Source organism: Peijinzhouia sedimentorum (genome assembly GCF_049340005.1).
Lineage (GTDB): Bacteria > Bacteroidota > Bacteroidia > Cytophagales > Cyclobacteriaceae > CAXBDP01.
In genome coordinates, this window is record NZ_JBMPIY010000015.1 from 74,911 (window position 1) to 93,756 (window position 18,846).

The 18,846-nt window shown below is 37.4% G+C and carries 19 protein-coding genes; 11 read left to right on the forward strand and 8 right to left on the reverse strand.

Translation table 11 applies throughout. The features are described from left to right. Positions 1–52 precede the first annotated feature (52 nt). The 7 genes from ACOXY8_RS16110 (at position 53) to ACOXY8_RS16140 (ending at position 6,665) form a co-directional block, all read left to right on the forward strand. Positions 53–871, forward strand: coding sequence for a hypothetical protein (locus ACOXY8_RS16110; RefSeq protein WP_458332643.1), 819 nt, complete (start codon positions 53–55; stop codon positions 869–871). After that, positions 871–2,961: a ComEA family DNA-binding protein gene (locus ACOXY8_RS16115; protein WP_458332644.1), complete on the forward strand. Its 2,091-nt coding sequence runs from the start codon at positions 871–873 to the stop codon at positions 2,959–2,961. Before ACOXY8_RS16110 ends, ACOXY8_RS16115 begins: the two co-directional genes overlap by 1 nt. A 408-nt stretch (positions 2,962–3,369) precedes the next feature. Then, the gene (locus ACOXY8_RS16120) at positions 3,370–3,855 is read left to right on the forward strand and encodes a hypothetical protein (RefSeq protein ID WP_458332645.1); all 486 of its coding nucleotides are present in this window, start codon (positions 3,370–3,372) and stop codon (positions 3,853–3,855) included. A 16-nt stretch (positions 3,856–3,871) separates the two neighbouring features. After that, a complete protein-coding gene (locus ACOXY8_RS16125) occupies positions 3,872–4,249 on the forward strand; it encodes a group III truncated hemoglobin (RefSeq protein WP_458332646.1) in 378 nt (125 codons plus the stop codon). A 190-nt stretch (positions 4,250–4,439) separates the two neighbouring features. Next, positions 4,440–5,507, forward strand: a complete 1,068-nt coding sequence (locus ACOXY8_RS16130) for a fatty acid desaturase family protein (protein ID WP_458332647.1) — start codon at positions 4,440–4,442, stop codon at positions 5,505–5,507. A gap of 183 nt (positions 5,508–5,690) precedes the next feature. After that, positions 5,691–6,329 carry a fibrobacter succinogenes major paralogous domain-containing protein gene (locus tag ACOXY8_RS16135; RefSeq protein WP_458332648.1) on the forward strand — a complete coding sequence of 213 codons (639 nt, stop codon included), beginning with the start codon at positions 5,691–5,693 and terminating at the stop codon, positions 6,327–6,329. A 63-nt stretch (positions 6,330–6,392) separates the two neighbouring features. Next, positions 6,393–6,665, forward strand: a complete 273-nt coding sequence (locus tag ACOXY8_RS16140; protein ID WP_458332649.1) for a hypothetical protein — start codon at positions 6,393–6,395, stop codon at positions 6,663–6,665. Between the two features lie 3 nt (positions 6,666–6,668). On the opposite strand, the gene ACOXY8_RS16145 is transcribed toward ACOXY8_RS16140, so the two are convergent. Further along, positions 6,669–7,166: a DsrE family protein gene (locus ACOXY8_RS16145; RefSeq protein ID WP_458332650.1), complete on the reverse strand. Its 498-nt coding sequence runs from the start codon at positions 7,164–7,166 to the stop codon at positions 6,669–6,671. A 197-nt stretch (positions 7,167–7,363) separates the two neighbouring features. Between ACOXY8_RS16145 and ACOXY8_RS16150 the strand changes: the two genes are divergently transcribed. The 4 genes from ACOXY8_RS16150 to ACOXY8_RS16165 are packed head-to-tail and all read left to right on the forward strand — an operon-like array spanning position 7,364 to position 9,252. After that, a complete protein-coding gene (locus ACOXY8_RS16150; RefSeq protein WP_458332651.1) occupies positions 7,364–7,876 on the forward strand; it encodes a hypothetical protein in 513 nt (170 codons plus the stop codon). An 8-nt stretch (positions 7,877–7,884) separates the two neighbouring features. After that, the gene (locus ACOXY8_RS16155; RefSeq protein ID WP_458332652.1) at positions 7,885–8,463 is read left to right on the forward strand and encodes a hypothetical protein; all 579 of its coding nucleotides are present in this window, start codon (positions 7,885–7,887) and stop codon (positions 8,461–8,463) included. After that, the gene (locus tag ACOXY8_RS16160) at positions 8,456–8,734 is read left to right on the forward strand and encodes a winged helix-turn-helix domain-containing protein (RefSeq protein WP_458332653.1); all 279 of its coding nucleotides are present in this window, start codon (positions 8,456–8,458) and stop codon (positions 8,732–8,734) included. Before ACOXY8_RS16155 ends, ACOXY8_RS16160 begins: the two co-directional genes overlap by 8 nt. Before the next feature lie 29 nt (positions 8,735–8,763). Then, positions 8,764–9,252, forward strand: coding sequence for a DUF2306 domain-containing protein (locus ACOXY8_RS16165; RefSeq protein ID WP_458332654.1), 489 nt, complete (start codon positions 8,764–8,766; stop codon positions 9,250–9,252). A gap of 307 nt (positions 9,253–9,559) precedes the next feature. Here ACOXY8_RS16165 and ACOXY8_RS16170 read toward each other — a convergent pair whose 3' ends face one another. The 7 genes from ACOXY8_RS16170 to ACOXY8_RS16200 form a co-directional block, all read right to left on the reverse strand. After that, the gene (locus tag ACOXY8_RS16170) at positions 9,560–10,258 is read right to left on the reverse strand and encodes an inorganic diphosphatase (RefSeq protein ID WP_458332655.1); all 699 of its coding nucleotides are present in this window, start codon (positions 10,256–10,258) and stop codon (positions 9,560–9,562) included. A gap of 76 nt (positions 10,259–10,334) precedes the next feature. Continuing rightward, on the reverse strand, positions 10,335–11,795 hold the full coding sequence (locus ACOXY8_RS16175) for a hypothetical protein (protein WP_458332656.1): 1,461 nt from the start codon (positions 11,793–11,795) through the stop codon (positions 10,335–10,337). 8 nt (positions 11,796–11,803) lie between these two features. Continuing rightward, positions 11,804–12,772 carry a hypothetical protein gene (locus ACOXY8_RS16180; protein ID WP_458332657.1) on the reverse strand — a complete coding sequence of 323 codons (969 nt, stop codon included), beginning with the start codon at positions 12,770–12,772 and terminating at the stop codon, positions 11,804–11,806. Positions 12,773–12,807: 35 nt separating this feature from the next. Beyond that, positions 12,808–14,205: a hypothetical protein gene (locus ACOXY8_RS16185; RefSeq protein WP_458332658.1), complete on the reverse strand. Its 1,398-nt coding sequence runs from the start codon at positions 14,203–14,205 to the stop codon at positions 12,808–12,810. A 28-nt stretch (positions 14,206–14,233) separates the two neighbouring features. Next, positions 14,234–17,077 carry an outer membrane beta-barrel protein gene (locus tag ACOXY8_RS16190; protein WP_458332659.1) on the reverse strand — a complete coding sequence of 948 codons (2,844 nt, stop codon included), beginning with the start codon at positions 17,075–17,077 and terminating at the stop codon, positions 14,234–14,236. A 473-nt stretch (positions 17,078–17,550) separates the two neighbouring features. Further along, a complete protein-coding gene (locus ACOXY8_RS16195; protein WP_458332660.1) occupies positions 17,551–18,060 on the reverse strand; it encodes a hypothetical protein in 510 nt (169 codons plus the stop codon). Between the two features lie 87 nt (positions 18,061–18,147). Beyond that, complete coding sequence (locus ACOXY8_RS16200; RefSeq protein ID WP_458332661.1) at positions 18,148–18,714, reverse strand: porin family protein; 567 nt, start codon at positions 18,712–18,714, stop codon at positions 18,148–18,150. Positions 18,715–18,846 lie beyond the last annotated feature (132 nt).

The window sequence follows — 18,846 nt, forward strand, 5'->3', positions numbered from 1 at the left end:
TTCATATTTTCTTGCAGAATCATTATTTTTAATCATCACCAATCGGTAAGAAATGAGATTACTCTTTCTTATATCGTTGATCACTCTTTGCAATTCAACTTTTGCCCAACAGGATACCTTCTATCGTATTAGTAGCCGAGGGGCAGGAATGGCTCATTCTGTGGCCACCATTGCGGACAGTTATGCATTGTTCAATAATCCCGCTGGCATTGCCGAATTATCCTCCATTACAGCCAACACTTCATTTGAACACCGATTTGGCTTGACTGAATTAAGTACCATTTCGGCAGGTATTTCCCTCCCGCTTCACTTCGGCGCTGGCGGCCTCTCTCTCACTCGCTTTGGTGCCGAGCACTTCAATGTGCAACGTGTAGGCGCAAGCTATGCCAATAGATTTGGAATTGCTTCCCTTGGCATCCGAGCCAATTATGATCAATTCAATATTCTAAATTTTGGCCGAAGAGGCTTATTAAGCGTCGATTTCGGCGGTATTGCAGAGCTCACACCTGAAGTATTTTTTGGAGCCTTTGCCAGGAATATTTCACAAGCCAGTTTTCAAGGCTTTTCTGAAGAAACACTCCCCACTCTACTTTCAGCCGGATTGTCGTACCGGCCTACAACTTCTATAATGGCCAATGTAGAAGTCGAAAAAGACCTCAACTTTCCAGTCAATGGGAAAATCGGTTTGGAGTATTTGCTGAGAGAAATTCTATTTCTAAGAATTGGGTATCAAACCGAACCCAGCGCGCCACATTTTGGATTGGGTTTTCGTCGTGATATCTGGCAGGTCGATTATGCCATGCAGCGTCATATTCTCTTAGGCTATATTCATCAGTTTTCATTTGCGCTTAAATTCCAAAAAGATGAATAATGAGGTTTGTGATAATAATCATATTGCTTATTTCATCCGCTTTATCGCTTGAGGCGCAGCGATTGCAAAAGGATAATTTGGACATTGAAGCTTTTATCGAAAACCTATTTCCTATACAAGATGAGGACATCAATTATGAAGATATCTATGAACAATTGCTTCAATATTATCTGAATCCACTGAATCTCAACACTGCCACAGGAGAGGAGTTGCGCTCGCTTTATGTGCTTGGCCCAATTGAAATCAATAATTTCCTTACTTATCGTGAAAATTTCGGAGCACTTCTTTCCATTTATGAATTGCAAGCAGTGCCTGGTTTTACGCTGGAATCTATTGAGAAATTATTGCCATTTGTGACATTGGAAGAAAAGGCTGCAAATGAAGGTTCATTATTGAATAGAATAATCAATAGCGAGAATAGATACTTAATGGTTCGCTATGAAAGAACCTTGGAAACAAAGCGCGGCTATACCCCGGCAGACACGCTTTCGGGCGGGAGGTTGAGCAGCCGATATGCCGGCGATCCCAATAAAATATACATGCGCTTTCGAAGTACTAAGGCGGGCGATTATAGCATAGGTTTTACCGCAGAAAAAGACCCCGGCGAAACCTTCGGATGGAATCCTGAGCAAAAAACTTATGGATTTGATTTTTGGTCCTACCATCTAATGCTCCAAAATAAAGGCAATTGGCAAACGCTAGCTCTGGGCGATTATCAGATGCAATTTGGGCAAGGGCTTTTGCTTGGTGCAGGTTTTTTTGTTGGCAAAGGCGCAGAAACTATCACCGCCATTAGGCGTGGTCACACAGGCATTCGACCTTACACCTCAGTACTGGAAGATGGCTACTTTCGTGGTGCAGCAGCTACTTACAAAGCAGGTGATTTCTTAATCACAGGCTTTTATTCCGGGGCAAGACGTGATGCAACAATTGGAGAAACGGAAGGTGAACTTGCCGATGAATTTTCAGAGCTTTTTATTTCCTCCATTCGCTCAAGTGGTTTCCACCGAACCGAAAGTGAAATTGACGGTAAGCGCAAAATTGGCGAAAGAATTACTGGCGCAAATATTACCTACAAAGATCCTAAAGGTGCTTGGCTCGCAGGTGCTACCGCAATGCACACGCAATACAGCCTCCCGCTTCAGCGACAAGACCGACTATACAATCGATTTGAATTTAACGGTAAACAGAATTTCAATGCCAGCGCATACTATTCTTATGCATTCGATAATTTCAACTTTTTTGGCGAAGTAGCCACCTCATCAAGCGGAGGAATTGGAATGGTCAATGGGGTACTTGCTGGGCTCAGCACCACATTAGAAGCAGCCATTCTTCATCGCAAATTCGATACGAATTTCCATAGCTTCTATGCCGCTGGCTTCAGTGAAAATAGTCGAAACATCAATGAAGAAGGCTTTTATATGGGTTTGAAATTTACACCAAACAGAAAACTGAAAATGGCGGTGTATGCAGACCGATTTGAATTTCCTTGGCTTAGATTTCGAGTAGATGCGCCTTCTAAAGGGCATGAATATTTAGCGAGGATTTCCTATACACCGAGTAAAAATGTTCACCTATATTTCCAAGCCAGAGAAGAATCCAAGGCCCGAAATTTTAGTTCGGAAAGCACTTCACTCAACCTAGTGCCGCAAGGACTCAAGCGAAACTACATTATGAATGTAGAATTTGGCAATAATGAAAACCTACAGCTGCGATCAAGATTGCAATGGAGTACTTATGAATTGGGAACTTCATTTACTAAAGGGATGACCTTGGTGCAAGATCTCAATTGGCAGTTTGGTAAATTTCGTCTAAGCTCACGCCTAGCCCTATTCGATACGGATGATTATGACAATCGCCAATATGTATTTGAGCGAGATGTGCTGTATGCATTCTCCATTCCCGCCTATTTTGGTGAGGGTATTCGCACCTATCTGCTTGGTCAATACAAACTCACCCGCAACACCTCTGTGTGGCTCAAATGGGCTCGCAGCCGCTATTTCGATCGAGACATCATCGGCTCAGGACTAGAGCGCATCCAAGGTCAACAAAGAAATGACTTTCGCTTTCAGGTGATGACTAGTTTTTAGGAGGTCTAAATAATTTATCCATTTGAAATGCGCTGGAATATTGAAGTTAAACTTTCGTTGTAATCGCTATATAGACTATTCTCCAATTCCTAAGCGATTTTTCAATCCTGCTATAGCCAAATCGATTTCCCAGGCTCATCTTACTCCTAAGACATCAATTAAGGCTAATGCCATATAAAGCTTTTCATTCTTTATTGACGGCAAAAGAGTATCATGTCAAAACTCCTTCCGCGGCAGAATCAGGTCTTTGTGGAAAAAATAGCGCAATCCATTGATTTATTTCAAATTGAATAATTGAGAGTAAAGAAAATTATTGTCTGGACATTTTGGTTGATAATGGTGCGGGAGGGATTTATGCCTAATAATGCCTTAACTTTATGCTTAAAAATTAGCTAAAAATTTGAATTAATGAATGCATCGAGTTTACATGAAATCAAGAAAGAACTTGGCCACTTAGATAAAGAAATCTTGCTAAGCCTGGTTTTGCGATTGGCTCGGTACAAAAAGGAAAATAAAGAATTACTTAGCTATTTACTATTCGAAGCACACAACGAAAATGGATTTATTCAAGCCCTAAAAGAGGAGATTGATAGCCAAATGCAAGAAGTCTCTAAAGGCAATATGTATTTGACCAAAAAAGCTTTACGCAAAGTGATTCGCTTTATGGATCGATATATCAAGTACTCCGGACTCAAAGAAACTGAAGCTGAAATAAGAATTCATTTCTGCAAAAGGATGCAAGAAAAGGGATTTCATATTAGCCGAATGCGCGTAATTGAAAACATGTACCAAGGCCAACTGAAAAAGGTCAATGCAGCCATAAGCAAATTGGATGAGGATCTACAATTTGACTTAGGCTTAGAGCTTCAAAAATTAACAACTGAAAAACCCTGAAAATCAGCCTTATAAAATGAAAGATATCCAAGCTCCAGAAGATATAAAATTGCTCATTGATGAGTTTTATAAGAAAGTAATAAATGATGAACACATTGGCTACTTTTTTACTGATGTGGTAGTCTTATCTTGGGAGAAGCATATCCCAATTATGAACTCCTTTTGGAACTCGGTGCTATTAGGTAGCAATACTTATAAGGGAAATCCGATGATCAAGCATATTGAGCTAGATCATAAGAGCCCATTAAATCCAGAGCATTTTGAAGTTTGGTTGAAATTATGGGAGCAAACAATCTATGAAAACTTTTCAGGTGCTAAAGCTGATGAAGCGTTATTAAGAGCCAAAAACATTGCATTACTAATGCAGCATAAAATTGAGATTGGCAGAGACTAATTCTGAAAACATATACTTATAATATAAGAGAGGCGTTCTGACCTTTTTTGTAAATAGTTTTGTTCTCGTGTAAGGATATGTGCAATTCATCAAATTCTGACAAAAAAAGAAATTTTGCTTGCCTATATTTGTACAACTTAATCGATTTCAATAAAATTGATTAAGCTTTTATTTAATTTAATTTTATTGAATGGTAACACCAAAATTTCTGGCTTCTAATGGCACGTCGTTTCATGCCGATTTGAAAAAAAGAATCAACAATTACTTTGTTGAAATTAATGCAAAACCTAAAGGAAATATCAAACTCTATACAAAGGCAATAATACTTGTAGTTAGCCTTATTGCAGTTTATGTTCATTTAGTATTCTTCACCCCTCCTGTTGCTTTAGCCATATTTGAATGCATCTTACTCGGCGCAATCGTTGCGGGTATTGGCTTCAATATAATGCACGATGGAGCTCACGGTAGTTTTAGCTCTCGCAAATGGGTAAATAACCTAGCAGGCTTGTCACTCAACTTTGTTGGTGCCAATGTATTTATGTGGAAAACAAAACACAATGTAATCCACCATACTTATACCAATATAGATGAAGTAGATGATGACCTCAATGCAAGACCTTTTTTAAGGCTCTGCGAAAATCAGAAGCATTATAAAATTCATAAATTCCAGCATTACTACTTTATTGCTGCGTACTCATTATTGTATTTATATTGGGTATTTTTCACCGATTACAAAAAGTACTTTACAGGCAAAGTTGGAGATATCCCTATCAAGAAAATGAAGGTATCAGATCATATTTCATTTTGGGGATTCAAGGCTTTCTTCTTAGTATCCTTTGTATTAGTTCCAATCTATTTTGTTGGTTTAGTGCCTTGGTTGGTCGGTTTCTTAATATTTGGGTTGTTCACTGGTGTTCTTATTAGTTTGGTATTCCAGTTGGCGCATTCCGTAGAAGAAGCAAGTTTTCCAATCCCAGATGTTGCTCAAAAGATTGACGACGAATGGGCAATTCACCAATTGAAAACAACTGCAAATTTTGCTACTAAAAACAAGATTGTGTCATGGTTTACCGGTGGATTGAATTTCCAAATCGAACATCACTTGTTCCCGAATATTTCGCATATACACTATCCTGAAATAAGTAAAATAGTAAAGGAAACTTGTAGAGATTACAATATTCCTTACATCGAATTTCCGAAAGTAAGGGCTGCTGTAGCCTCTCATTATTCTCACTTACGTCATTTAGGAGTAGGTTAATATCCTCCCGCTTTTTTGACAAAACTGAATGAATGAAAACACTTAAAAACTCTCAAATTGAGAGTTTTTTTTTGATCTAAACCTTTGGTTTTCCATTCGTAAAATTTCAATAAACATTCTCCATACTTCCCGTTACATTATCTTTGTAATCATTCTTTCTATTTTTAGACAATTTAACCACCAATGAAAAACCTATTCTTAATCTTACTTTTTGCTTCAATTGTAAATTTCAAATCGTCTGCACAAGATGTAGTACAAATAGGTGAGCAAAAATGGGCAACTAAAAATCTCAATGTAAGTACATTCAGAAATGGGGATGCTATCCCGGAAGCAAAAACCAAAGAGGAATGGGAACAAGCCAGTCTTACCAGAAAAGCGGTTTGGTCTTACTATGAAAATGATCCCGCAAATGGTGAAAAATATGGCAAAATCTACAATTGGTACGCGGTAAATGACAGAAGAGGATTGGTTCCAGAAGGTTGGGCAATTCCCTTTAGAGAAGATTGGACTGAACTGAACAATGAGCTGGGAGGCTATGAAATAGCGGGTAAAAAGCTAAAAGGATTAGAAACATGGGAAGCCGTAGATGGTGAAAATGGAGCTGGTAATAACAGTTCCGGCTTCAATGGATTGGCGGGAGGATATAGATTCCACGATGGTAGCTTCTATGACCTTGGTAAAAGTACAGGCTATTGGCTGGCGAGCGAAAACTACCCTATTGGCGCTTGGTATTGCTACTTAACAGCCGGCGTAGATGAAGTTGGTCGACACTTTGCAAATAGAGGAGCTGGTTTCTACGTGCGCATGATGAAAGTTGACTAATTTATGACTCTGGATGTAAATTAAATTGGAGTTCAGATTGTTTCAAAGCTTCACACAAGAAATATGAAAACCGAATATCGACCCATAGATTGCAACTTTTACGATAACTTCGAAGCATTTGCAACCCAAGGAAAACTCTGCTCAATTTATTATATGAATGAGCAAAATCAAATGCAATTCATTGAAGACTATATCAAAACTATCACTATCGAGGATAAAGTCGAATACCTAATGCTGAATTCAAACCTCAGGATTAGGCTCGACAAGATTTTCAGAATCAATGGATTGGAATCACCTAGCTTTGTTGGCAATACAAACCCAAGTACTTGCAACTAATAATTAGAATCTAAATGCTGCGTATCCCTTAAGTTGGTAGGTAGTCAGTACAGTGAGCATTGATGTTGCAATTTTGATTTCCGGAGCTAAAGTCTCCTTTGGGATATTTCTGGCAACCATCGATTGGCCACAAACAAACATTTTTACTCCTGCCTCATCCAGTGCTTTGAGCAGACCCAGATTTGGGTTATCCACTCCATAGCGCTTTTTGTAGGATTCGTTATCTTGAATAGCAAATGCCATCATACCATGAATACCCAATACTACTTCAATATTTTCCTTAGGAACCCCTCCTATTGCATGGATATTAATCATTCTAGCCACATTATTTAGAGATGTTGAAAGCACTTTAGGATCCTGATCTGCGGTAACAATATCAACTACTATTCTATATTTCATGCTCGGATCAGGCTTTTCGACTGCATCAGGAATATCGAAAATCCCTCCATAACCTTTGACTATTGGGAATTGGGCTTTTTGTGCTAGAGCGAAATTCGACATGAATATTATGAGTATGACTGAAAAAAAGATTGGTGATAGTTTCATAGTAAGTCGATATTTAAAGAATGAGAATACAATGGATAGCCAATATAAATAGGAATACCAGCTTTATTAAGCCATAGAAAAAATAATTGCTAAATATTTTGTTTATAATTTAAACTACTTTACTTTTGGGAGTAATTAAAATATTCAACAAAATGAAAAAGACACTTTTAAGCTGCTTACTTATCCTAGCTTTTGGGTATTTTGGAAATGCACAAACGCCAAGTGTTGATGAAGAATTACAGCAAGAAATGGTTAAACTTGATTTTATGGTCGGCCAATGGGAAGGGTCAGGCTGGTCTATGGGTGCAGATATGCAAAAACATACATTTGATCAAACTGAGAACATTCAATACAAACTAGATGGCACGGCTATTCTGGTAGAAGGATTAGGCAAAGCAAATGGAGAAGTAATCCACAATGCCATGGCAATCATTACTTACGATAAAGAAAAGAAGCATTACATATTCCGATCCTACTTGTTCGATGGTAAATCCGGTGAATACAAAGCTGAATTGATTGATGGTAAATTTCACTGGTACTTAAATGATGAAATGAAATATATCATTCATCAAAATGAAAAAGGTCAATGGTATGAAATAGGCCAAATAAACAGAAATGGGACTTGGTATCCATTTTTTGAAATGACATTAAACAAAAACAAATAATTAAAAAAATGACAACTAAAAACTTCACGCCTGAGCAAAGCTTAGACATTATAATGGCTACAATAAGCCATGCTAAAAGCCGATTTCAAGAGGATGGTAGTATTTATATAATGTGGGGAATACTAACTGCCTTAGCTTCATTTAGTCAATATTACCTTTTAACAATCGAAAGATATGATATCAATTACTACCCTTATTTCATAATGCCAATTGGTGGTATCATTACCGGAATTTATTATTCCAAAAAAGCTCCAAGTAAAGCAAATCCATTAAGTAGATTTTTGTCATTCTCTTGGATAATTATTGCTTTAAACATCATGGTTCTAGGCTTTTTCTTCAATTCCTTTCTTCAATCAAACCTAATCCCGATCATCTTGATTTTACTTGGAATAGGAATCTTCATTTCTGGAGCCGCCATTCGCAGTGGAATTTTACTTTTTTCTGGAATTATTCTCAACCTTAGTGGCCTTGTTTGCTTTTATATAGGATGGCAAGAACATGCATTAGTAATGGGAATAGTAGGAATTTTAGCCATCCTATTACCTGGAGTAATTTTAAAAATGAATTCCAAAAAAGAACATGTTTAAAGATCTAGACCCCTTATTACACTCTCAATTGCGGTTAGCAATCATTTCCTATTTGGTGAAAAATGGAGAATCTGATTTTAATGAGCTGAAAGAAATTACAAGCTCTACTTCCGGAAATATTAGTGTGCAAATTAAAAAATTGCAAGAGGCAAATTATATCGAAGTCAAAAAAGGGTTCTTAAATAATTACCAGCACACAGCTATTAAAATCACCAAAACCGGAATTTCTGCTTTTGAGAATTATGTAAAAGCGTTGAAGGCATACTTATAATCTGATTTTCAAAGAGCAAACGTTAAGACATGGCAAACTTATTCGGAGATACTTATGGGTTCATTCATTTAATCGCCTCATTACTAGCTTTAATTACGGGATTTATGGTTCTTGTTATGAAAAAGGGCACCAAAAGCCATGTCAAAGTTGGATACATTTATGTGCTCAGCATGGCTCTATTGATTGCTACTTCTTTTATGATTTATAGGCTCTTTAATGGATGGGGAATTTTTCACTATACGTCAATCATCAGCCTAATTACAATAGCCTTGGGAATGATTCCAATTTGGACAAAAAAACCCGTTAATTCGTGGAAATATCTACATTTCTCCTTTATGTATTGGTCGGTTGTCGGTCTATATGCAGCATTTGCGGCTGAAATACTCACAAGAATTCCAGAAACCCCTTTCTTTGGTATGGTGGGTATCGCTACTGCAGTTATAATGCTTATTGGAGGTATTTACTTTGGCATGAATAAGGCGAAGTGGATGATAATATTTGGGATTGACAAGAAGTAAAATTGATTGCAGCCTATGAACCTAGCATCCTACTGCAATTGTCTGAATCACTGATTTCACGGACAAGACAGAAAATCATTATTTCGAGCTCCAGCGGAGTGAAATATTCATTGCCCAAAGTTTCAACCGTGGGAAAGAGGAATATGGAAAATGCACAAATCAACCTGTCGGCCGAAGATGGATCTTACCCAAGAATATTAATTGAAAATGAATGGTAAACAGTTAGAAAAAAACGGTAAACGTTATTTAGGCATTTACAACTCATAACCCAACACCCATAACCTCTATATCAACAACTCTGATCCTCTTATTTAGCATCATTCACTGCTTGCATTAGGATTTCTTTAGCCCTATCTACATCAGAGATCGCTAAGACTTTCATGTCATTATTTCCTTTATAATTTGTAACCCAAGTTTCTAATATCTGGGTAGTTCCTTTGAAATTAATTTCTAATTCTGTGAGGTTATTAATGGGATAAAAAGGGCTATTTTCTACTACAGCTATTAGTTTATCATCCCTTTCGCCATCATCTAAAAGCTCGATTACACCTATAATTTTACAAGCAACGACAGAACCTCTTTCGATAGCTTCACCTAGGATAAAAATATCTAGAGGATCGCCATCACCACCTTTATCTGATGGAGAAAGTGTACCTGGCACCATGCCATAATTACTCGGATAGGACAAATAATTAACACGTCTATATTCACCGTCCTTTTTATCAAGAATTAAATCTCCTGTAGATTTTTCAACTTCCCATTTTTCTAAAGTTCCTGCCGGAATTTCGATAATTACATTGACTAAGGAATCGCCAGTAAATGTGGAGTACCCGGTATTAAAATTCTTATCACCCTTTATCCTATAAAGAGATCCTTCTGAAACATTGGTAGAATCAGGATAATCCTCCTGCTCAACATTAGCTTGATTGTCATGTTGATTGCAACTTATCAGCAAGACAGTTACAATTAGCGTGAATTGAATTGATCTTTGAATTATCTTGATCATTAGAAAGTCTTTTAAGTTAAAGAAAATAAAAGATAGCCCTACAATAAGAGCTATCTTTTACCATTAAATAATATTATTAGTTTGAATAACCTTCGATATTAGAAATTTGGTCTAAAAATGGCTCAATTGGAGACCAATCTTCAATAGACAAACCTCTCAAATCTAAATCAGCACCACCAGCCTCTTCGGCACCTTCAGTGGAGTCAAGTAAAGCTCCGGCTTCCATTAACTCACCTAATACAGTAATATCTGTAACACCGGTGCTTCGCATATTGATACGATACATATTCGTGAAGTTTCTGATTGTAGCCATTCCAGCATTTCCAAAAGGCACCTCTCTAAGGATAATCTCCTTAATACCTGTGTTACCTGCTAGTGGGCTGATATCTGTTATGCCACTTACAGAGTTTGCATTGAAGTAAGTAAGCGTTGTATATCCTGAAAGAGCACTGATATCAGTGATACCGGTGTCATTAAATCTAAGATATTCAACCTTAGTCAAACCAGCTATTGGGCTGATATCTGTAACTGCAGTAGCTCCAAATCTCAGGTAAGTAATGTTTTCTGCATGTTCAAGACCTGTCAAATCTGAAATCTCACGAATATCTCCATTAGCACTTAAATCATCTTCACCATCTAGATTAAGTTCTGTTAGGCTAAGCATGTAAAGCGTTGTCAATTCCACCTCTTCTGAAACACCTAAGGCAAGTTTGATTTGCAAGGCCAATCTGCTATCTGGAACAGAAACAGGGTCGTTGCTTGGCATACCGTCGATAGTTGTGATTTCACTCACATATGGAAGGATTGGCAACCAGTTGGTTATGGATAAACCTCTCAAATCGATATCCGCACCTCCCGCATCAGCTGCACCCGGAGTAGTATCTAACAATGCACCGTCTGCCATTAATTCTCCCAAAACGGTCAAATCAGTCACGCCTGAACCACGCATATTGATTCGGTACATATTAGTAAAGTTTGCAATCGTTGCCATTCCATCATTTCCAAAAGGAACATCTCTTAAGATAATTTCTTTAATACCCGTATTTCCTGCAAGTGGACTAATATCAGTAAGACCTGTCACCGTATTGGCATTGAAATAGGTAAGAGTAGTATAGTTTGAAATTGGGCTAATATCTGTAATGTCAGTATCATTAAATCTCAAGTACTCGATTTTCTCCAGATCAGCAATTGGAGATAAATCAGTGACTGCTGTGCCTCCAAATCTTAAGTAGGTAAGATTTTCAGCGAACTCAAGTCCTTCTAAACTAGCAATTCCACTCAACTCCCCTGTCAAATCATCTTCAGCATCAATATTGAGCTCTTCAAGTTCAAGGATATTTTCTTCATTTACATCTTCATCAGCACCTAATCCTAATGCCAACTTAACTTGAGCCAATAATAAAGGATCGGTGAATGTAATTTCGTCAGGTTGTTCTACTATTGGTTCTGGAGTAGGTTCATCATCAGTACATGATGCCATTAACATTACTGCAAAAATCGCAATAAATGCAATCCATCTTAAGTTTGTAATTTTCATAATTAAAATTAGTTTGATTTGAATTCGTATTTATAGAGGGTAGGCTTAACACTGCTATTAAGCTCCTCGCTAAGTGTGAAATAATTGAAATTAGCATCGAAAGAGATGGCCTCCCCTTGAGGCTCACCTAGATATGGCACTTTTACAGGTGTTCTACTGAGCATATCTACCATGCTCTCTCCCATGAGTCTTGTCCAATAGAAAATTTCTTGTCGATTTTTGATTAGTACTTTAGATCCATCAAGTGACACATTACCGGCTGATGCTTCCCTAAATGAAAACAGTCCAGCTTTATAAAGGGTAATTCTGCTATCAGTAGATTGTGGATATGGAGCTACATATAGAGTTGAAACTACATCTCTCTTTGTTACTACATAAATATCCTGTGTAGCGGGATCTACCAAAATTGTCTCTGCATCATGGCTACCATCGGGATAGTTAAAATTTAGCTGACTAAAACCTTCTGGTGTCCATTTTATATTCTGCCCTCTATGTGACTCTTCAAATACAGGCTCCAAGAATCTATAGATTGAATACACCGGCCTTCTTTCAGAATTATCTCCAGTATTCCCGATATATAAGTAGGGTTCACCATCATTCGGATTGATACTTATTTCCATATCCTCCCAATCTAGATTGACAGTCCCTTCGATTTGATAGCGGGATACTATTTCACCTGTAGTTGCATCTAGTAAGAAAAGAGTATTTGTATTACCCGAATCATTGTGAGTCCATATCATTCCTGGGTTTTTGACTGAATAAGCCAACCCAGATGCTTCTGGAATTGAGACAGGACCAATTGCTATTGGTGTGGAAGTAAAATCCTCACTCCTCGGCATATTGAATGTGCCATAATCAGTAACAAATGGTTCATGAGATTCCCAATCATATTTATCTTGATCAAATGGTTTTTCTTCAGCCGTTTTACAAGCAAATATTAGAAGACAAAAGATGATATAAGCAGAAATATTTTTCATAAAAAAAGGGGCCGAAGCCCCATAGTTTGTTTGGATTAATTAGTCCCGTAAGCTCCAAAAAATACTTGAGGAGCGGGAGGTGTAAAGGTTAGACCATTCAAACCTACGTACGAAGAGTGAACAAAATCAAAATCAGTTGTACCACCAGTTAAAGCTGGAGAGTTACTTCTAAGTCTAAAGTTTGCACCAGCTGGCATAGGTGTAACATCAAGTCTTAACGGATCACTATCTATGTTTTCGTTTCCACTAAACTCAAAGTCAGAAGGATCGAAATTCACAAATAGTGGATCGTTTTCACCTGGACCGCCTGCCACATCCGTAGATGGCTTTGGTGTTCTTGGGTCGTTTCCAATAAGGCCTACCGAAGAAGTTGCTGATGAAGGATAAAACTCATCTACAATTGTTTGAACAGCACCGTAATACCAATTGTGACCAAATTCCATTTTACTTACATCTGGCTGATCTTCACCTGCAACAAGTCTTAACCCAAACCGCGTGTTAACCATCAAATTATTGTAGCAAGCGCCATAAGAGTTTGCTTCATAATTGAGCCCTGCGCCTCTACCTGGTTCGGCTCTTCTAAAACCGGCTTGAACAAAAGTATTATTGTAAAAATTAGTTTCTAATCTTCCTCTTTCGCCTGGGCCAGTATCGGCAGATTTAAGACCATTTGTGGCTAAATTGTAAAACAAGTTGAATGCAAAATCGCCACTTGAACCACCTTTGATATTTACTGCATCACCACCCGTACCACCAGTAACTTCAAATACATTATACGTCATTAGTGTTTTACCACCATTGATTCTTATTGCATCATCTGGAGTGAATGCAATTCTTGAGTGATTCAACACAAAAATTCCATCCTGACGAGCGCCTGCTTCACGTACAAAGTATAATGCATAGCTAGCGTCTCCAGCATCAAGTTCACCACCACCACCAGTTGCAGGGAGAGCCATTGCATTTTCACTTCTTGTGGTTCCTCCCGCATGTAAAATATCTGCATATTGAATCACCAAATCGCCTGTTGTAGTGGTTCCAATAATACCACCCCAAAGCTGCCCTATTCCTTGATTTTTAGCAGAATTGATTAATTCTTCGGAAGCAGTTAGAACAACTCTATTTCCCTCTTCACCTAAAACATACAAAGAGCCAAATACTTCAATAAACCAAGCTTCACCAGCCGAACCTTCTTGAAACTCAAGCTTCACGCCAGCTGGAATTGTTACTGATTGGCCTTCTGGCACAAACAGATCTCCCACAACCTCATAGCTCTCTCCTTCCTCGAATTCAATCTCAGTCATATCGCCTGCAATTCCTTCATCTTCTGGTTCTTCAGTGTCGATAATATCAGGACGAACATCTTCTTCACCGCAAGAAATCAGCGTGAAGGTTAGGATTGAGAGTATCCCTAACAGCATTGTTAATTTTCTCATTTTCATTATTTTAATATTAAAAATTTGATTAGTTACTTAAGTTATATCTCATGCCAAGTCTAAATGCTGTTCCATATAAATCCCTGCGTACATTTGCCATATTATATGGATCGGTCTGATAAGGGTAAGGATCTTCAGGGAAGGCTAATGGCTTTTTGATAAAAAGCTCATAAGGAGTGTTAAGGATGTTGTTGACCTTTATAAAGGCCACAATGCCATTGTTAAAGCCCTTCTCTACTGAAAAATCCATTTGAGTCATTGGCTTCATATAATGGTCAGTCTCATAGAAAGGAGATACAAAAGCAATTCTTTCGCCTGTATAATTGATGACTAATTGAGCATCAAGTAGATTCTTCTGATCCTTGAATAATAGACTGAGATTACCAATATGATCAGACTGGCCTTGTAGAGGTCTGTTTTGAGTAATTATAGATCTGTTCCAACCTGTTTCTGAATCATTCTGAATAATTACCTTATCTGTTACTATCTGTGAATTAGTATATGTGTAGTTAAACCTTACACCAAACTTGTTGAAATACTTAGTGTAGTCAGCCTCCAGGCCAAAATTAATTGCGTTATCATAATTCAGTGGCAATAACCTATTCGTAACGGGTTCTTCATCTACTCCAGAAACTATTGGGAAACCATATTCAATAGGATTAATTATTTTCTTGTAGAATACCCCAAAAAGAATTTGATCTATTGAGTTGGGAAAATACTCATATCTTAAATCAAAGCTGTGTCCAATAGAGGGCAGTAAATCCGCATTACCTCGTTCGCTATAGAATGAATCTCCACCTCCTCTGCTTCTGATTGTTGGTACGATTTCATAAAAACCCGGCCGACTGATTCCCTTGAAATAGGTAGACTTCAGGAATGTCTTATCATTTAATGGATGCTTCAAACTAAAAGATGGAAAAAAGTCTAGGTAGCTCTGCTCCTGACTTCTATCGATGTCATTTGAAGAGGCGGATAGCTCGTTAATCTCATAGCTTTGAAAAGTTTGCTCAGCACGTACTCCGACTTGAATTTCTGTTCCGTTAAAATTCCATTTGCTATTGATATAGGCAGCATAAATATCCTCAGCTGCATCATAAACCAAATTGCTATTATTTCCGCTGCCACGAGGATTAGCCATTGCGAAGAATTTAACCTCCGAGAAATCGTTCCAATCTCTACCACGAAACTGTCCAAAAATTTGAGCGTAGTTATAGAAATTATAGTAATTGTCTCTGACCTTATTTCGGGCTACACCACCAATTTGAAATTCAGTATATTCATTAATAATGTTCGGTAAGTAGCTCAGGTTAAAATAAAGCGAAATATCAGTATCCTTATTTCGCTCCCATGCACGTGAATTATTAGAGCCTTGGAAGTACACAATTTCACCGGTGATTGCTTCGCTTTCAACATTGTATGTTCCAGCTCTAGAAAATACGCCATCATCTGGGCGGTCGTTCTCGGCTATAGAATAGACGGCATTCCAATCGAAATTTAGTTTACTAGAAAATTGATGTTCACCACCTAAATCGAATGTGGTAATATCTTGAAATATATTGCTAAATCTGGTAACCGGATAAACAGCGTAATTGGTAGTGCTTACAAAGGTTTCTCTTCTTGTTTGATCTCTAACTCGAAATTCATTTAGGAGATATTTTCCGAAATAGAAATTAAGGCTATTCGTTGAATTTAATCTATAATCCAATTTGGAGTGAAATGCAATTCTTTGGAGTTGAGAGCTCGTTTCTCTTTCAATCAATTCCTGCATTTTCAGCAAGTTGCTGCCAGCAATATCTGACGAAAGCTCTTCTACCGTGGGATCATAAAAGTAATTGCTTACAGGCCTATAAGAGTTTTGAAAACTACCACCAACCATAACTCCGAGCTTACTGTTGAGGTATCTATTTCCGTAAGAAGCATTGGCAAAAATATCGGGAAGTGGTGTAACCCTATCTTCAACCATATTTTCTGTTGGAAAATCTTCAGGTTTGGCATTGTATGAATCTCCAAATAATTCCCTAGGTGAAAGCTTATTGAGTTTACTTCTGTCATAAGTATCGAAACCTCTTTCGAAATTCATCTGATTAACACCAATCTGAAAATCAGCATCGAAAAATTCATTAAGAGGAGCATCCTTCATTATCATATTGACAGTTCCACCAATGGCATCTGCCTCCATATTTGCCGTAAGCGACTTATATACATCCAATCGCTCTAAGAATACAGCAGGGAAAATATCTAGCGGCACATACCTATTTTCATTATCTGGAGAAGGAATTTTAATACCGTTTACAAGGGTATTGTTGTATCTCTTATCCATCCCTCTTACAATCGCATATTGAGGATCGCCACTTGCATTTCTTTCAATGGATAATCCAGATACACGCTGAATTACGTTGGCTACAGTAATATCAGGTGATAATTGAATCTGTTTAGCGGATACTACATTGATTACGTTTGAAGATTTGCGTTCAATAGACCTCGCTTGAGTATCTGTTCCACGGTTTTCACCAATAATGATGATTTCGTCTAAAACTTCTGTATCATCAGCTAGGGTAATGTCTTTTACTATTTGACGAGCATCCCCTTCAAAATCACTTACTTTAATTTGCTCACTATAATTAGCAAAACCTATATAGCTTATAGTTAATATGTAATCGGCGGGAGGAACATTTCTAAAGCTAAATGAACCATCAAGTCCCGAAATTGCCGTAAATCCTTTTGATGTGGCTGAAGGATTGGTTGGTTGCAAAATAATAGAAGCACCAACAAGCAGTTCGTTGTTACTATCAGATACCTTCCCAATTATATCTGTTGCGTCAACACAAAACGAAAAGAGAATTAGTAATAGACTTATTGAGAAGTTCTTCATTGGTAGGGTTGTTTTTCGAAAACAAAGTTCCGAATGTCACCTTACTAATGTTAAAAAATAACATTACTATATTGTTAAAAAATATTACATAATATTTCCAAATATATACCTAACCATTATCTAAGTATTAATTTGCCTAAATAAGACACAAAATGAAATTTGCATATAAAATCACTATTTTTAATCTGAAAAATTACCCATAGCAAACTTATAGCGTTAAAAAAATCAATATTTTATCATCGACAAACTCTACCTATTAGTGAAAGAAAATGATTTCTAATGCCAAGAGAGCGATATATCCATAGGCAAGAGTTTCGACCACGGGATAATGGAATTGCACAAATCAACCTCCCGCACAACCACCAAAACAACAGTTAAAGCAGTTCAATTACGAGATGCACTCACCAAGATTGGCGAAAAACAAAAAGCCGGATAAATCCGGCCTTTATAAAATTTTTAAAATTTGACTAGCCTTAAATTTTAATACCCGCCATAATCTCAAATTGGCTATAACCGCCAATAGTATAGCGAGCTTCTGCAAATGGCGCGAATCTCTTCAATAATCTAAGATTTGCTCCACCACCTATATTTACACCTCTTCTTGTACGCTTACTTGTTTCATCCGCTCCATTATTATCAAAAGTGAGCTTTTGTCTGGTGAAATTAAGGCCGCCTATAACATAAGGCTCAAATAAAGAATCCTCTGATTTCATTACATAAAGTGCATCTACATTCCAGCTAGTCACATTTCTTCTCAAAAAAGTAGTCGGCTCCGATGGAAAAAAGAATGTAACACTTGGCGCAGCATGTAAGCGATCGAATAGCTTATAAGTAGGACGTAAATGAACACCAAAGGCTTCAGCTTTATTTCCATGAGAAATAGCTCCAGTCAATTCCCAATCTTGGGCTTGAACTGTTGTATTTCCAAAAAGCATAATAGTGAATAGGGCACTTGTAAGCGCAAAAAATTTAAGGTTTTTCATAATTGTATCATTAAAAATAATTTAATATCTATCCCAGTAAAAATCAGTGTGAGACATTAGCTAGAAACGAAAGGCTTATCAATTAGTTTAAAAAAAGCTCTTTCCCAAAGATACCTTAATAAAGTCAGATTTTGATTCCACATTACCATCATTCGTCACATTAGAGGTTCCTGCTACATATCTACCTGTAAGTCTTATACCTAATGGAAGTTTAAACATCAATCCCCCAGAAGCCGCCCATTGCCTTTCATTGATCTGATCCTTTACATCTGATGTTGATTTAACACCTGCAACTTCGGAAGTGAGCTCAGCAGTACTATTGTACATAAACTGCGGCCCAAATTGAAAGGCTAGAAAATCGGTAACATATAGATTTAACATAACAGGAACTGCGATATAATCTAGCTTAAGGTCTCCATTGAAAATCCCTTGCTTGCTTTCACCTCCACCTGTCAAATACAGCACCTCCGGCTGTATGCCAATTTTCTTTACTTTGAATTCAGCAAAAAGACCAAAATGAAAACCTGTTCGGTAATCTGAATTTAAGTCATCGGTAAGTTTAGAGAAATTACCTCCCCCTTTTACTCCAAAATCCACTTGAGCAAATGCGAGCAAAGGGAACAATAATAAAGTCGAAAGAATAAGCTTTTTCATGGTGTTTATCTTTTGAAGATCACAAGTTATAAAAAGATGTATTGATAATAAACGCTTTAGGGTTACTCATTTAGGTCGCAAGTCCAATGATTGATTTTTTGGTAATTGGAACGGTTTTAAGGCATCTTTCGA

Coding starts and splice junctions, on each gene's coding strand:
- ACOXY8_RS16185 (WP_458332658.1), bottom strand. CDS start 14,205: ATGAGAAAATTAACAATGCTGTTAGGGATACTCTCAATCCTAACCTTC.
- ACOXY8_RS16110 (WP_458332643.1), top strand. CDS start 53: ATGAGATTACTCTTTCTTATATCGTTGATCACTCTTTGCAATTCAACT.
- ACOXY8_RS16195 (WP_458332660.1), bottom strand. CDS start 18,060: ATGAAAAACCTTAAATTTTTTGCGCTTACAAGTGCCCTATTCACTATT.
- ACOXY8_RS16140 (WP_458332649.1), top strand. CDS start 6,393: ATGAAAACCGAATATCGACCCATAGATTGCAACTTTTACGATAACTTC.
- ACOXY8_RS16145 (WP_458332650.1), bottom strand. CDS start 7,166: ATGTCGAATTTCGCTCTAGCACAAAAAGCCCAATTCCCAATAGTCAAA.
- ACOXY8_RS16175 (WP_458332656.1), bottom strand. CDS start 11,795: ATGAAAATTACAAACTTAAGATGGATTGCATTTATTGCGATTTTTGCA.
- ACOXY8_RS16165 (WP_458332654.1), top strand. CDS start 8,764: ATGGCAAACTTATTCGGAGATACTTATGGGTTCATTCATTTAATCGCC.
- ACOXY8_RS16135 (WP_458332648.1), top strand. CDS start 5,691: ATGAAAAACCTATTCTTAATCTTACTTTTTGCTTCAATTGTAAATTTC.
- ACOXY8_RS16170 (WP_458332655.1), bottom strand. CDS start 10,258: ATGATCAAGATAATTCAAAGATCAATTCAATTCACGCTAATTGTAACT.
- ACOXY8_RS16120 (WP_458332645.1), top strand. CDS start 3,370: ATGAATGCATCGAGTTTACATGAAATCAAGAAAGAACTTGGCCACTTA.
- ACOXY8_RS16130 (WP_458332647.1), top strand. CDS start 4,440: ATGGTAACACCAAAATTTCTGGCTTCTAATGGCACGTCGTTTCATGCC.
- ACOXY8_RS16125 (WP_458332646.1), top strand. CDS start 3,872: ATGAAAGATATCCAAGCTCCAGAAGATATAAAATTGCTCATTGATGAG.
- ACOXY8_RS16200 (WP_458332661.1), bottom strand. CDS start 18,714: ATGAAAAAGCTTATTCTTTCGACTTTATTATTGTTCCCTTTGCTCGCA.
- ACOXY8_RS16190 (WP_458332659.1), bottom strand. CDS start 17,077: ATGAAGAACTTCTCAATAAGTCTATTACTAATTCTCTTTTCGTTTTGT.
- ACOXY8_RS16180 (WP_458332657.1), bottom strand. CDS start 12,772: ATGAAAAATATTTCTGCTTATATCATCTTTTGTCTTCTAATATTTGCT.
- ACOXY8_RS16115 (WP_458332644.1), top strand. CDS start 871: ATGAGGTTTGTGATAATAATCATATTGCTTATTTCATCCGCTTTATCG.
- ACOXY8_RS16160 (WP_458332653.1), top strand. CDS start 8,456: ATGTTTAAAGATCTAGACCCCTTATTACACTCTCAATTGCGGTTAGCA.
- ACOXY8_RS16155 (WP_458332652.1), top strand. CDS start 7,885: ATGACAACTAAAAACTTCACGCCTGAGCAAAGCTTAGACATTATAATG.
- ACOXY8_RS16150 (WP_458332651.1), top strand. CDS start 7,364: ATGAAAAAGACACTTTTAAGCTGCTTACTTATCCTAGCTTTTGGGTAT.